This is a genomic window from Sphingopyxis sp. NJF-3, assembly GCF_053514865.1.
In genome coordinates, this window is record NZ_CM130726.1 from 2,259,879 (window position 1) to 2,273,566 (window position 13,688).

Sequence of the window (13,688 nt, forward strand, 5' to 3'; positions counted from 1 at the left end):
GAATTCGGCGATCGCGAACAGGGTGAAGCATCACCGCGACCCCGGCAAGCCGCGCGGCTTTATCGCGCCTTCATCGGGCAGGGCAGATTCTCGCCCACCGCCTCGACCTTTGCCGCGAGCAGCGTCGCCGCGAAGCCCTTGTCCGCCTTTACCGACACCGCATGGTCGACGCGCGCCAGATTGGCGCCCGCGTCGGCAAAGCAGCGAAGCGGGACCTTCAACGTCGACACCTCGCCTGCCGGCGCGCCCTTGACCAGCGCGCTTATGTCGAGCGGCACGCCACCCAGCGCGAGCGTCACCGGCGCCGCACCCGCGGCGTCGATCCGCCAGTCGAGCCGCAGCGCGAAGCTGTTGTTGAGCTGGCGCGTCATGTCGGCGACCGGACCCGACAGGTTGAAAGTCGCTGGGCCGCTCCACACGAAAGCCTTGCCGTCCTCCTGCGCCTTCACGTCGACCGAGCGCGCCTGGAGCAGGCCATAGCTGCTGTCCTGCGGCGCCGACCCGACCTGGCGCGAGCCGCCCGCGTCGGCGACCGACAGCGTCCATGGCGCCCGCGCGCGGCCGCCCGCGAAGAAATTCTCGACATTCATCATCGCCGCCACGTCGACCCCCAGCTCCTCCGGAAGCGCAGGCACCGTCTTCTTGTCGGCGTAGGTCAGGCCATAGCCGACCGCGAACTGCGGTTTTTCGACCGGCGAGCGCGCATCGGCGGGCCACGCGAAGGGCAGCGTGCCGGTGAAATCCTTCGGCGCTTTTCCGTCCGCACCCGCGACGAGAACGTCGGCGACCCCGGCGCCTTGTGATCCCGGCAGCCACGCCGCGACGAAGGCGTCGGCGGCGTTGATCTCCGGGTTGGTGAACATCGGCCGGCCCGACAGGAAAAGCGCGACGACCGGCACGCCCGCGGCCTTGAGCTTCTTCAGCGTCGCAAGGTCGGTCGCTTCGGCGGGCTGATAGTCGAGCGTCGGTACGTCACCCTGAAACTCGGCATAGGGTTCCTCGCCGAATACGACGATCGCGACGTCGGGTTTCTCGCTGAAGCTGCCGTCGGCCGACAAGGTCGCGCTGCCGCCCGCGGCCTCGGCCGCCTGTTTCAGCCCCTCCCAGATCGTCTGGCCGTTCGGGAAGTCGTCGTGGGTGACGTCGGTGCCCTGCCAGCTGATCGTCCAGCCGCCCGCCTGCATCGCCATATTGTCGGCGCCGGGCCCAGCGACGAGCAGTTTGGCGCCCGGCTTGATCGGCAACAGGCTCCCATTATTCTTGAGCAGTACCAGCGACTTGGCAACCGCCTCGCGCGCGATGGCGAGATGATCGGCGGAGCCCACCGCGGCGAAATTTCCGCGGTCGACATGATCGGTATCGAACAGGCCAAGCTTATATTTGACGCGCAGGATGCGGCGCACCGCGTCGTCGAGCCGCGCCGCGCCGATCGTGCCGTCCTTCGCCTCCTTGAGCGTGCTTTCGTAAAGCCCCTTCCAGCTATCGGGCGCCATATACATGTCGAGCCCGGCGTTCACCGCCGGCGCGCAGTCGGTGACGCTGCACCCCGCGACCTGGCCATGGCCGTTCCAGTCCCCGACGACGAAACCCTCGAAGCCCATCTTGCCCTTGAGCGCGTCGGTCAGCAGCCCCTTGTTGCCGTGGTTCTTGACCCCGTTCCAGCTCGAGAAGCTGGCCATCACGGTCAGCGCGCCGGCGTCGATCGCGGCGGGATAGCCTTGCGCATGCTTGGCGATCAGCTCCGCCTCGCCGATCTTGGCATCGCCCTGATCCTTGCCCTCGAAGGTGCCGCCGTCGGCGAGATAATGTTTGGCGGTCGCCGCGACATGCGTGGCGTCGACCGGCCGACCGGTCGCGAGCTTGCCTTGCAACCCGAGCACCATCGCGCGCGCATAATCGGCGACGAGCTTGGGATCGGACGAATAGCCTTCGTAGCTGCGCCCCCAGCGCAGATCCTGCGGCACCGCGAGCGTCGGGGCGAAAGTCCATTCGATGCCGCTGCCGGAGATTTCCGCGGCGGTCACCGCGCCGATGCGATGGATCAGTTCGGGATCGTGCGCGGCACCGAGCCCGATATTGTGCGGGAAGAGCGTCGCGCCGGGGATATTATTGTGTCCGTGCACCGCGTCGACGCCGAAGATGATCGGGATCGCGACGCCATTGTCCCGAGGGCGCAGCGAGACGGCGCGGAACTCGCCGACCAGCTTGGCCCAGTCGGCGGCGCTCGAACGTTCGTTGCCGTTGGGTCCGCTGTTGCCGCCGGCGAGGATCGATCCGAGCGGATAGGTTTCGAGGTCCTTGGGGGTGACGGTGCTGATGTCGGCCTGGATCAGCTGGCCGACCTTCTGCTCGATCGTCATCCGCGCCATGAGGTCGTCGATGCGCTTCTCGGTCGCGGCGTCGGTGATCGCCGCGGGGCTCTTCGCCGCGGGCCAGAGTTCGGGATGGACGGTCGCGGCGCCCGCGCCCTCTTCGGGAGCGGCCGCCAGGGCGGTTCCCGCCAGCAAAAGCGCCGTCGCCATCGCAAATGCCGATCGCTGCATCTCTATCCCAATCCCGATTATGTGAACGTTATCAATAATCGTCTCGCATAGCCCCTTCCCGAAATCAAGGGCTAGTTTGTGCGCCAGCGTCTCAGCGGATGCGCGGCATGGTCGCGAGCAGCAGCACCGCGCCCCCCGCGAGCGCGGCGAGCAGCAGGAACAGCACGCCGAACCCGAAGCCGGGGACGAGCGAGATCGTCAGCCACGGCATGATCAGCGACGGGACCGTGTTGGTGAGGTTGAACACGCCAAGGTCGCGCCCACGGCGGTCCGATCGCGGCAAAATGCGCAATGTCTGCCCCGAATGGAGCGAAAGGAACACCGTCGTCGCGATTCCGAAGACGAGGTAGCTCGCCTTCGCCGTATCGGCGTCGCCGGCGAGCGCCATGCCGACGAGCCCGACCGCCGAGACGCTCGCGCCGAGCACCAGCGGCCGAAAAGGGCGGTCCTTGCGGTCGGCCCAGCGCCCGGCGAGGAGCGCGATCGGCACCGCGACGGTCAGCGCGAGGCTGAACAGCCGCGCCTTTTCATTATCCTGCATGGCAGGGTCGATCGCACGAAACCAGAAATACAGATAAGCAAACAGCGCCGCCTCGGCGATCTGGACGAGCAGCCGCGCGAGCCACATGCGAACCGCCGGTCCCTTCGGCCGCGCCGCGACATCGCCGTCGGCCTCGACCGGCGGGGGCGCCGTCAGCTCGGGGAAAGGCCGCGGCCGGCCGAGCAGCAGCACCGGCAGCACGGCCGCTGCGACGAGCAGCGCAACGACGCCGAGCCGGCCATCGACCGGCACGAGCCCGGGCATCGTCGCGATCGCGCCCGACCAGGCGCCGAGCGCGGGCGACAGCGCGAGCAGGCCGCCGAGCAGCCCTTTCTGCTCGTCGGGCACGCAGTCGCCCGCCCAGGCGGCGAGCGGGCCGAGCATCATGTTGAGCGCCAGTTGCCAGACGATGATGATGCCGATCAGCGTCCATACGTCCTTCGCGAGCGGCACCGAGAGCAGCAACGCGATCGTCAGCACCAACCCGCCCGAGACCCAGCCGCGGCGGTTGCCGGTGATGTCGCTGAGCCAGCCGAAGAGGATGCCGCCAAGACTCGCGGCGACGGCGCCGCAGAAGGTGATATAACCGAGATACTGGACGTCGGCCTGACCCGCGAGCGCGGTCATCCGCGCGGGCAGCAAGATCGTCAGGAAAGGCACATAGGCCATCGCGCCGCCCGCGGCGGCGAGCGCATAGAGCAGCAGAAAGCCGAGCGATTGGCGGCGCGGAAAATCGCCGTCCCTCATGCCCGTCCGGGCGGCGGCGCGGTCGACGCGCGCTCGACCAGGCTGCCGCGCACCACGGTCGGCGCGTCGGCCTTCGGCTTGCCGCGTTGCTGGGCGATGATCAATTCGACCGCGCGCGACACCGTCTCGGCGATCGGCTGATCGACCGCGGTCAGCGGCGGCTGGGTAAAGCGGACGATCGGCGTATTGTCGAAGCTGATGATCGACAGGTCGCGCGGAATTTCGAGCCCGCGCGACCGTGCGACCTCGAGCGTCGCGAGTGCCATCTGGTCGTTGCTGACGATGATCGCGGTCGGCGCATCGGCGCCGTCGAGCAGGGTTCGCGCCGCCTGCTCGCCCGATGCGTAGCTGAAGTCGCCTTCGACCAGCAGATCGTCCGTGCCGAGCCCAGCCGCTTCCATTTCCTCGCGCCAGCCCTCCACGCGCCAACCACTCAGGCTATATTCGGGCGATCCCGCGATGAAGCCGATCCGCCGGTGGCCGAGGTCGATCAGGTGCCGCGTCGCGAGCTGCGCCGACCCTTCGTCGTCCATCGTCAGCGCGATGCCCGCCGCGCCGCCCAGCGACCCGATGCGCGCAAAAGGAATCTTCGCCTTGTCGAGCAGGCCCACGATCAGCGGATTGTCCGAATGCGGCGGGGTCAGGACCACTCCATCGGGCTGCAGCGCGGCGATCGTCGCGCGCAGTTCGCGCTCGACGTGGTCGTTGTGCGTGTCGACCAGTTCGAAGATCATCCGGTAGCCGAGCTCGGCGCATTTCAGCATCCCGCCGAGCAGCATCTGGTCGACCCAGTCGATCCCCTGCCGCCCCCGCCAATCGGCGATGGTGCGCTCGCGGTCGTTGATCGCGAGGATCAGATAGGAACGCGAGCCGCTCATCCGCTGCGCCGCGATCGAAGGAACATAGCCGAGCTTGTCGATCGACGCCTGCACCCGCTCCTTCATCTCGGGGCGGACGTTGGGCTCGTTGTTGATGACGCGGCTCACCGTCTGCAGCGACACGCCCGCGTCGGCCGCAACATGCTTGATCGTCACCGACTGCCGCCGACGCCCCATCAGTTCTTCCGCCCCTCCGTCACGCCTTTATCCGTGCTGCTAGCGCCCTCTTCGCCGCTTTGCCAGACGCGAACCCAATCTATCTCCATCCTTTTCGGATAGCCTTCCGCGTCGACGCCGCCGACCCCGCGGCTCTCGGCCAGCCCGCCGCCGATCGCGAGGTTCAGGATCAGGTGGAAAGGCCGGTCGAACGGCGCCGCCGGATCGCTCGACGCGCTCGTGCTCCAGTCGCCCGCGACCTGCGTCGCATAGACTCGGCCATCGACCGTCCAGTCGATCCGACCCTTGCGCCAGACGAGGCCGAAGACGTGCCAGCCGTCGAGCGGTGCGGCAAGCGCGGTTTCCGATCCCTTGTGCCGGTTACCCGGCCACGCACCGCCGAAATGGAGCGTGCCGAGGATGCGGTTCTCGATCCCGCCCGCGCAGCCTGCGCAGCGCACGCCGAGGTTGACCGCTTCCAATATATCGATCTCGCCCGACGCGGCCCAGGGGCCGTAATGCGGCGCCTCGGGCAGCATCCAGATCGCGGGCCACGTCCCCTGCCCCTGCGGCAGCTTCGCGCGCACCTCGATCCGGCCATAGGTCCACGCTGCCTTGCCGCGGGTGACAAGGCGCGCCGAAGTGAAATCCTTCGTCGCGGTCACATCGGCCTTCGCGGGGTCGCTGCGCTGTGCCAAAGGAAAGGCGGGGCCGGTCCGGCGTTCGCGGCGCGCCGTGATCACCAGCTTGCCATCCTCGATCGCAGCGTTGCGCGAATCGTCGGTGTAGCATTGCCGTTCGTCGTTGCCGCCGCCCCAGCAATCGACGTCGAAATCCCATTTCGCGGCGTCGATCCGCGGCCCGTCGAACTCGTCCGACCAGACGAGATGCCAGCCCTCCTTCGGCGCAGCCGCGGGCGCCGCCGTTGCTGCGGTGAGCATCAGGCCGAGCGCGCCGATCATGCCGCCTGCGGCACCTCGGCGCCGCAATAGCGCGCGACATAAGATTGATGATCGGGCAGCGAGGCGACGGTGTCGGCGACCTGGCCGCGGATCATGCGAAGGAGCCTGTCAAGCTCGTCGTCGCGCAGCTTGGCCGCGATCGGGTGATAGCTTTCGGGTTCGACCCCCTGCCCCATCATCACCTGCACCCAGCTGTTCTCGGCGAACAATTCCTCGTTGCGGCGGAAGACGCGCCCGGTCTCGCGGAACAGCTCGATCTTCTGCTCGAGCGTGTCGGGGATCGGCATCGCCCCGCAATGCCGCCAGAAGGGGCTGTCGCGGCGGTTGGTCACCTTATAGTGGCAGACGAGGAAGTCGCGGATCTGCACCATGTCCTGCATCTGCTGGTCGTTATATTCGGCGATGTCGCGTTCGCTGACCCGGCCCGCGGGCAACATCCGCACGAAGCGCAGCACCGACCGCTGGATCAGGTGGATCGCGGTCGATTCGAGCGGCTCCATGAAGCCCCCCGACAGCCCGATCGCGACGCAGTTGCGATACCATTGCCGCCGCCGTGTCCCCGCGGTGAAGCGCAGGAAATTGGGTTCGGTCAGCGGGTCGCCCTCGATATTGCCGAGCAGGCGTTCGAGCGCGGGCTCGCGGTCGAGGTAGCGGCTGCAATAGACGAGGCCGTTGCCCGTCCGGTGCTGCAGCGGGATGCGCCATTGCCAGCCAGCATCGTGCGCCATCACGCGGGTATAGGGCATCGGCGGTCCGACGTTCGGGGTCTGGATCGCGATCGCCGAATCGCAAGGCAGCCAGTGGCTCCAGTCCTCGAACCCGGCGTGGAGCGCCCCTTCGATCAGCAGCGCGCGAAAGCCGGTGCAATCGATGAAGATGTCGCCCTCGATCCGCCGGTCGCCATCGAGGACGAGCGCGGCGATGTCGCCGCTTTCGCCGTCGAGTTCGACGCGCGCGATTCGGCCCTCGATCCGTTTCGCGCCGTCGCCCTCCGCCATCTGGCGCAGGAAGCGCGCGTAGAGCCCCGAGTCGAGCTGATAGGCATAGTTGAGCCGGTCGTCGGGAAGATGCGCGAACTTGCCCTGAACCGCCGCGGCCAGTTCGAGGCAATATTCCTCATAGGGCGCGTCATGCCCCTTCGCGCGTCCGTGCAGCCAGAAATGCTGGAAACCCGCCGACCAATGATCCTTGCCGGTCAATCCGAAGCTGTGGAAATAACGGGTGCCGAGATCCTTCCAGTCGTCGAACAGGATGCCGAGCTTGAAGGTCGCCTGCGTCGCGCGCATGAAATCGGCCTCGTTGATCCCGAGCAGCCGGTTATAGTTGACCAGCGGCGGGATCGTGCTTTCGCCGACGCCGATCGTCCCGATCGCCTCGGATTCGATCAGCGTCAGTTCGACGACCGGCCCCAGCGTCCGCGCGATCGCCGCCGCCGCCATCCAGCCGGCGGTGCCGCCGCCCGCGATCACGATCCGTCGCATTGCTTGCTCTTCCTTCATCGGCTCAGGGTCCTCAACAGATAGGCGCGGAGCTGCCCCGCGGTTTCGGCGGTCAGCGGCGCCAGCACGCCGCGCCCGGCTTCGGGAATATGGCCGGTGACGGTTCCGTCGTTCGCGAACACATAATGGTCGAAGAGCGCGCGCCACATCGCCTTGTCCTCCTCCGGCAGGTCGCGGATGGCGAGGATCGCGTGGTTGAGCGCGCCCTGCGGCTGGCCGAGCCACGCCGGCGTGTCGCGCCACCAATAGTTGACGAGGATGTTGAAGGGCTCGAGCCCCTCGACATGGTGCCACCACATCGACGGGATGAAGATCGCGTCCCCGGGCTCCAGCTCGACCGTCTGCGCATGGGCCATGGCGTCGACGAAACGCGGATGCGCGGCGAGGTCGGGCGCGTCGAAATCGACGAGGCTCACCGCGCGTCCGGCGGGGGTATTGTCGATCGGTCCCAGATAGAGGTTGCGGAACTGATCGGGGGGAAACAGCGTGAAGCGGCGCCGGCCGGCCGCGCAGCAGGCGAGATTGTCAGGAAAATCGTTGTGCGCGGCGATGCGCGTGCGGGTGCCGATCCAGATGCTCTTGAACGGCTCGCGTACACCGAGGTCGATCGGGTTCGCTTCGTCGAGCCCATCGAAATGCGAGGGGATGTCGATCGAGGCGAGATAGACGGTGCGCGCCTCGCCCTGCTCCTCCGCCGTGTCGAGCCCCGCGAAGATGTCGGGCAGCTTGCCGGTCCCGGTGCGGAAGTTCATCGCCATGTCGGCGTCGTAGAACAGCCGCCCGTCGTGTCCCGGCGGCCCGATCGCGACGGTGAAGGGGCGGTCGCGCGCGTGGTCCAGCAGATGCTGCCGCGCCGCGCGCGCCGATTGCCGTCCCGCCCGGACCAGCGGCCAGTCGGCGACCAGCCCGCGCAGGACAAAGGGCTCGCGCGCGCCTGTCAGCAACGCGTCGAGCCCCGCCCCCTTATCCCATTCGCGCTCGGGAACGCGCGCGAGCCGGTCGTAGATCGGGCCGTCGCGTTCAGCCACCGCGCGTCCGCCGGTTCTTGCGCTCGACCAGCGCCGAAATCTGCGACAGCGAGGCGAGCGCCATGAAGATCGGCATCAGATGCCCTGCCGCATGCAGCTTGCCCAGCGTGCCCGCATCGAGCGCCGCGAGCTTCGCCTCGTCGATGATGTGAAAGCCGACGAGCGAATGCTTCGACCCGTCGGCGAGCGGGACTTCGAGCGTGAAGGGTTCGAGCAGGTCATGATCGCGCAGCGCCGCGAAAAATGCGCCGCTCGCGCGATAGCCCTCGTCGAGCGCACCGAGCCGTTCGGCGATCGCGTCCAGATAGGGGGTCGCCATGCCGTCCTCGTCGAACAGTCGCACGCCCTCGCCCCCTTGGGCGATGCGCGGATGGTCGAGGTCGATATGGACCTGCCCCGGCCCCTCGCCGCCCGCCGGGCGCCCGATCAGAAAGGGCTGGATCGCGAGCGACCAGGGGCGATAGCGCGCATCCCATCGGTCACCGTCGAGCATCAGATTCTCGCCATTTTCGAACCCGAAGAGCGCGAGCGCCATGAAATCGCCCTGCCCCGGATCGCGGCGGAAGAGGATCGGGAAATGGCCCTGCACGTTGCGGAACTCGCTCGGCACCGTCAGCGTCGCCATCACCGCGTCGCCGAGCGTCGCGCCGGCGTCGGTGCGCACGCGCAGGTCGCGGTGAACATTCTTGTCGAGGGGCGCGTGGCTCGTCATCAATGCCCTTCCATCAGTGCCGGCCCGGCGCCGTCCTCGGCGAGCAGCGCGTCGAGATAGGCCCGGTTGGTCGGCAGCGCCGCCGCGAGCGTCCGCGCGCGCTGCCCATTCGCCGCAAGCGCCGCCCGCGCACGATCGGTCGCGGCCTGCCCGTCCGGTACCGGATATCCCATGCCGTAGAGGATATATTGGTGGCTTTCGGCCGAGAAAATCTCCTCGGCCTGCGGGAAATCCCACGCCGATGGAGGCTGGTCGCGCCACAGCGCGAGCATGTCGGCGAGGCCCTGCGGCACATGCGCCGGGTCGCGCTGCGCGCGCCAATAGGGTTCGTCGCGGCGGCTCAGCACATAGTGGAGCTTCAGGAATTCGACGACCCGGTCCCAGCGGTAGCGGAACAGCGCGTTGAAGCGCCCGGCGTGGATCGGCATCGCGGCGCGGCTCGCGGGAAAATTCTCGGTCAGCGCGCGCAGCGACAGCTCGATCAGCACGATCGCCGAGGATTCGAGCGGTTCGATGAAGCCCGCCGACAGGCCGATCGCGACGCAATTGCCCTGCCAGAAGCGCGCGCGGTGCCCGGTGGGGAAGCTGAGCTTGCGTATCGGAACGTCGGGGGCATCGGGCAGCGCTGTGACGATATAGGATCGCAGCACCGCCTCGGCGGCCTCGTCGTCCATGAAGCGGCTCGCATAGACGCAGCCGATGCCGCGGCGAGCAGGGAGGCCGATGTCCCAGATCCAGCCCGCGGCATGCGCGGTCGCGACCGTCTGCGACGCGATGGGGCTGCCCGACGGCACCGGCACCTGCGCCGCGAGCGCACGGTCGTTGATCAGCACATCGCCGCGGTCGATCCATTCGACATCCAGATGCCGCCCGATCAGCAGCGCCGCATGGCCGGTGCAGTCGAGGAACAGGTCGGCGGCGATCCCGCCATTTTCGCGCGTGACGACGGCGGCGATTCCTCCTTGCCCGTCCGCCCGCACATCGACGACATGGTCGGCGAGATGGTTCACGCCGAGCCGCTGGACCGCGTGGCGCGCGAGCAGCGCCGCGAACTTCCCCGCGTCGAGATGATAGGCATAGTTGGCCGCGCCCTGATAGTCGGGCATCGCCCGCTGGCGCGGCGCGAGATCGCGCTCGCAGACATGGACCTGCGGGGTCATCGCTGCCGCGAAGGGCAGCTCGCTCGCACCCTCGCGCCATGCCGCAAGCAACTCGCGGACAGGCATCCCTGGCGGCGAGGTGAAGGGATGGAAATAGCGGTCGTTCGGGGCACCATCGACCCAGCCATCGAAGCGCGATCCCTGCTTGAATGACGCGTCGCAGGAGGCGAGGAATTCGGCCTCGCCGATGCCGATCGAGGCGAGCGTCGCGCGCATCGTCGGCCACGTCCCCTCGCCGACGCCGATCGTCGGAATGTCGGGCGCCTCGATCAGCGTGACCGAAAGGTCCGGACGCGCCGCCGCGAGCGAGCAGGCCGAGAGCCAGCCGGCGGTGCCGCCGCCCACGATGATCACTCTCCCGACCATTCCGTTCATCGCCGATATCCTAGGCGAGCTGGCCCGCCGCGTCACGCAAAAGAGCCGCACCTGGGAGGAGGTGCGGCTCCCTCGCCAGAGCCATAGCGGGGCGTCGCCCCGTCAGAAGTTGAACCGTATCCCCGCCGCGTAGCGGGCGAAGCCCGGCGACGCGAAGGTCACGTTATTTTCGTGCCGCAAATGGCCGCGTCGCGATTCACCGGTCAGATTGATTGCCTCGACAAAACCGGTGAAGCCCGGGATGAACTCATAGCTCGCGCTGGCATCGATCTGCCAATACGCCTCGACATAGAAGGGGTTGGGGCCCGTACCTGCCAGGAATTCGTCGCGCCAGTTCCAGGCGACGCGAGCCTGAATCGGACCCTTGTCGTAATAGGCGACCGCGTTGGCGCTGTCGCTGAGCCCGGTCAGCGCGAACTGCGCCACGGTCGACGGCTGCGTATTGTCATAGGTCGCGTCGCCGTTGACGATCGTATAGTTCAGGATGACGCCGAAGCCGGTGTCCCAGAAGCTGTGCTGGATCGCGAACTCCCACCCGTTGAGCGAGGCGGTCTGGTCGCTGTTGATCGGCTGGTTGATCTCGAAATTGACCAGCGGATCGCCCGGCGCGGCATGGATGATGCCGGTGTAGCTGCCCGCCGTCCCACCGGTGACCGTCACCGTGTCGGGGAAGTTGGAGAAGATATACTGCCGGATCTGCCCGACCGTCGCGTTCGCGCCGAGCGCCGCGACCGCCGCCTGCCAGCGTGGTCCTTCGACCGGTGTCGTCAGCCCGAAGGCCGTCGAGTCGACCCGGGTCGAGGAGATGAAATTGCTCACATCCTTGTGGAACCAGCCGACCGATACATAGCTGTCGGGCGCGTAATACCATTCGGCCGACAGATCGATATTCTTCGACTTATACGGGATCAGGCCGGGGTTCCCCTGCGCGCCCGTGCCGCCGCCGACGCGGAAGAGCGTGTCGAGCGTGCGCCCGCCCTGCATGCTCGCATAGTCGGGTCGGGTGATCGTGTGGCTGTACGATGCGCGCAGCTTGACGTCCTCCATCGGCGAAACATCGAGGTCGAACGCGGGGAGCCAGTTCCGGTACGATCCCTTGAAGCGCGTGAATTCGCTGTCGCCCGACAGAACGATGTTGAACTCATTCTCGCCTACCCAGTCGGTGGTCGCGGGCGCCGGTACGAGCGCGGCCGACGAGATGGTCGTCGTTTCATAACGCACACCGGCGACGAAATGCCCGGGATTGCCCATCAGGTCGAACTGCGTCGCGACCTGCAGATAGGGAGCCAGCGTCTTTTCGCTGATCCGGCGGTCGGTGTTGAAGTTGGCGAGGCAGGTTCCCGGCTGCGCCGACCCGGTCACCGGATTGCTGCACGCCTGGTAATTCTGCTCGACCAGATCGGCGAGCCGCTCGAAATCGAAGGTGTAGAAGCTGTCGATCATCCCCGGCTGCGCGAGCCCGGGGAATTTGTCGGGCAGCGTCACGAGACTGAAGATGTCGTCGGGGATGTCCGACGCCGGACCCGCGCCGCCCCAGGTATCGTCGTTCTGGATCGTGCCGAAGGCCGAGCGCACCTTGCTGTCGACATAAGAGACGCCGAAATCGATGCTGTCGAGGAAGCCTTCGTCATGGTCGTAATGCCCCCGCACCTGCACCTGGTTGATGCGGTTGCGGAAATAGGCGTTGCGGAAGGCGTTGCCGGTCGGGGTGATCATCGCCGGGTCGAGCGGGTCGATGCCGGGATACATGCCGTAGGAGATGACGGGCAGGTCGTTCTCGAAGTTGATCGTCTGATTCTCGACCCCGAACACCGCATTGCCGAGCGACATGCTCGACCCGAAGCGGTTGACCGGGTTCACCTGCGCGGTCGAATGATGGGCGTCGAGTTCCATCGTGACGCCGCCCGGCGCTTCCCATTCGAGGTTGAAGCCCAGCGACTTGTTTTCGGCGCGGTTCTTGGTCAGCGCGCCGCTGTACGACAGATCCTTGCCGCCATAGAGGGCGTCGGGGCTCGGCACGCCCGCGGGAGCGCCGAAATGCTCCGAGTAGAAGATCGGGCCGGCGATGGGGCCGTCGGTCCACGCGCTCGACGTATCCTCATGATTGAACCACACGCCGACGTTGCTGTTGCGCGTTTCGACGGTGTTGCGCGAATAGATATAGTCGACCGTCGCGGTCAGCCCGTCGGTCGGGCGGAATTGCAGCACCGCCTGGCCGTTGATGCGCTCGCGGTCGATGTCGTTGAGGTCGTAGGACGCATTCTGCGGGACCTGGTAGACGTCATTACCTTCGGGGCGATTGGTGATGTTGTCATACCGCGGATCGCCGGGCTGCGCGAGCGAGCCCCAATTGTTCTCGCTGCCCAGATAGCCGTCGCGCCAGCCGACGTTCGCGGTGTTCGTGCTCGATTTGCGCTTCTGATACGACCCGGCGATCATGACGCCGATCGTGTCGTCGGCGAAGGTCGTGCTGATGATGCCCGACACCTCGGGGGTGATCGGATGCCCCTCGTTGCGCGAGGTGTCGTAGACGCCCTTGACCGACAGGCTGCCGCGCAGCCCGGGATTATCGAGCGGACGCGGGGTGCGAATGTTGATCGTCGAGCCGATGCCGCCCGATTCCACGGTCGCGCGGCCGCTCTTGTAGACCTCGACCGCGGCGATGCCTTCGGAAGCGAGGTTTGCGAAGTCGAACGAGCGCGACGAGGGCGCGCTGCCGCCGTCGCCGATCAGCGCGGTCGGGACCTGACGGCCGTTGACCGTGACCAGGTTGAACTCGGGGCCGAAGCCGCGAACCGTGACCAGCGAACCCTCGCCATTCTGACGGTCGATTGAGACGCCGGTGATGCGCTGCAGCGACTCGGCTAGGTTGGTGTCGGGGAATTTGCCGATATCCTCGGCGGAGATCGCGTCGACGACGCCCTGCGCCTCGCGCTTGATGTCGGCCGATGCGGCAAGGCTCGCGCGGATGCCGGTGACGACGATCGCGTCGCTGTCGGCCACGCTGTCGCCCGGCGCTTCCTGCGCCATCGCGCTCGGCGCGAAGCCCGTCAGCGAGCATACCGACGTACCGACGAGCAAGCTGGC

9 protein-coding genes are annotated in these 13,688 nt (G+C 67.3%); all 9 read right to left on the reverse strand.

The window, feature by feature from the left end; genetic code table 11:
- Positions 1 to 59: 59 nt before the first annotated feature.
- Complete coding sequence (locus ACOTSS_RS11130; protein ID WP_448688225.1) at positions 60 to 2,522, reverse strand: glycoside hydrolase family 3 N-terminal domain-containing protein; 2,463 nt, start codon at positions 2,520 to 2,522, stop codon at positions 60 to 62.
- A gap of 112 nt (positions 2,523 to 2,634) precedes the next feature.
- Positions 2,635 to 3,831 carry an MFS transporter gene (locus tag ACOTSS_RS11135; RefSeq protein WP_448688226.1) on the reverse strand — a complete coding sequence of 399 codons (1,197 nt, stop codon included), beginning with the start codon at positions 3,829 to 3,831 and terminating at the stop codon, positions 2,635 to 2,637.
- Entirely contained in the window at positions 3,828 to 4,886 is a 1,059-nt protein-coding gene (locus ACOTSS_RS11140) for a LacI family DNA-binding transcriptional regulator (RefSeq protein WP_448688227.1), read from the reverse strand. The genes ACOTSS_RS11135 and ACOTSS_RS11140 overlap by 4 nt, the downstream gene beginning before the upstream one ends.
- Positions 4,886 to 5,827, reverse strand: coding sequence for a glycoside hydrolase family 16 protein (locus tag ACOTSS_RS11145; protein ID WP_448688228.1), 942 nt, complete (start codon positions 5,825 to 5,827; stop codon positions 4,886 to 4,888). The genes ACOTSS_RS11140 and ACOTSS_RS11145 overlap by 1 nt, the downstream gene beginning before the upstream one ends.
- Positions 5,824 to 7,308 (reverse strand): tryptophan halogenase family protein, encoded by a 1,485-nt coding sequence (locus ACOTSS_RS11150; RefSeq protein ID WP_448688229.1) that lies wholly within the window; start codon positions 7,306 to 7,308, stop codon positions 5,824 to 5,826. The genes ACOTSS_RS11145 and ACOTSS_RS11150 overlap by 4 nt, the downstream gene beginning before the upstream one ends.
- Positions 7,309 to 7,322: 14 nt before the next feature.
- Positions 7,323 to 8,354: a cupin-like domain-containing protein gene (locus ACOTSS_RS11155; RefSeq protein ID WP_448688230.1), complete on the reverse strand. Its 1,032-nt coding sequence runs from the start codon at positions 8,352 to 8,354 to the stop codon at positions 7,323 to 7,325.
- Positions 8,347 to 9,066 carry a SapC family protein gene (locus ACOTSS_RS11160; RefSeq protein WP_448688231.1) on the reverse strand — a complete coding sequence of 240 codons (720 nt, stop codon included), beginning with the start codon at positions 9,064 to 9,066 and terminating at the stop codon, positions 8,347 to 8,349. The genes ACOTSS_RS11155 and ACOTSS_RS11160 overlap by 8 nt, the downstream gene beginning before the upstream one ends.
- Complete coding sequence (locus tag ACOTSS_RS11165) at positions 9,066 to 10,601, reverse strand: tryptophan halogenase family protein (RefSeq protein ID WP_448688232.1); 1,536 nt, start codon at positions 10,599 to 10,601, stop codon at positions 9,066 to 9,068. The genes ACOTSS_RS11160 and ACOTSS_RS11165 overlap by 1 nt, the downstream gene beginning before the upstream one ends.
- Positions 10,602 to 10,703: 102 nt before the next feature.
- The gene (locus ACOTSS_RS11170) at positions 10,704 to 13,631 is read right to left on the reverse strand and encodes a TonB-dependent receptor (RefSeq protein ID WP_448691332.1); all 2,928 of its coding nucleotides are present in this window, start codon (positions 13,629 to 13,631) and stop codon (positions 10,704 to 10,706) included.
- Positions 13,632 to 13,688: the final 57 nt, after the last annotated feature.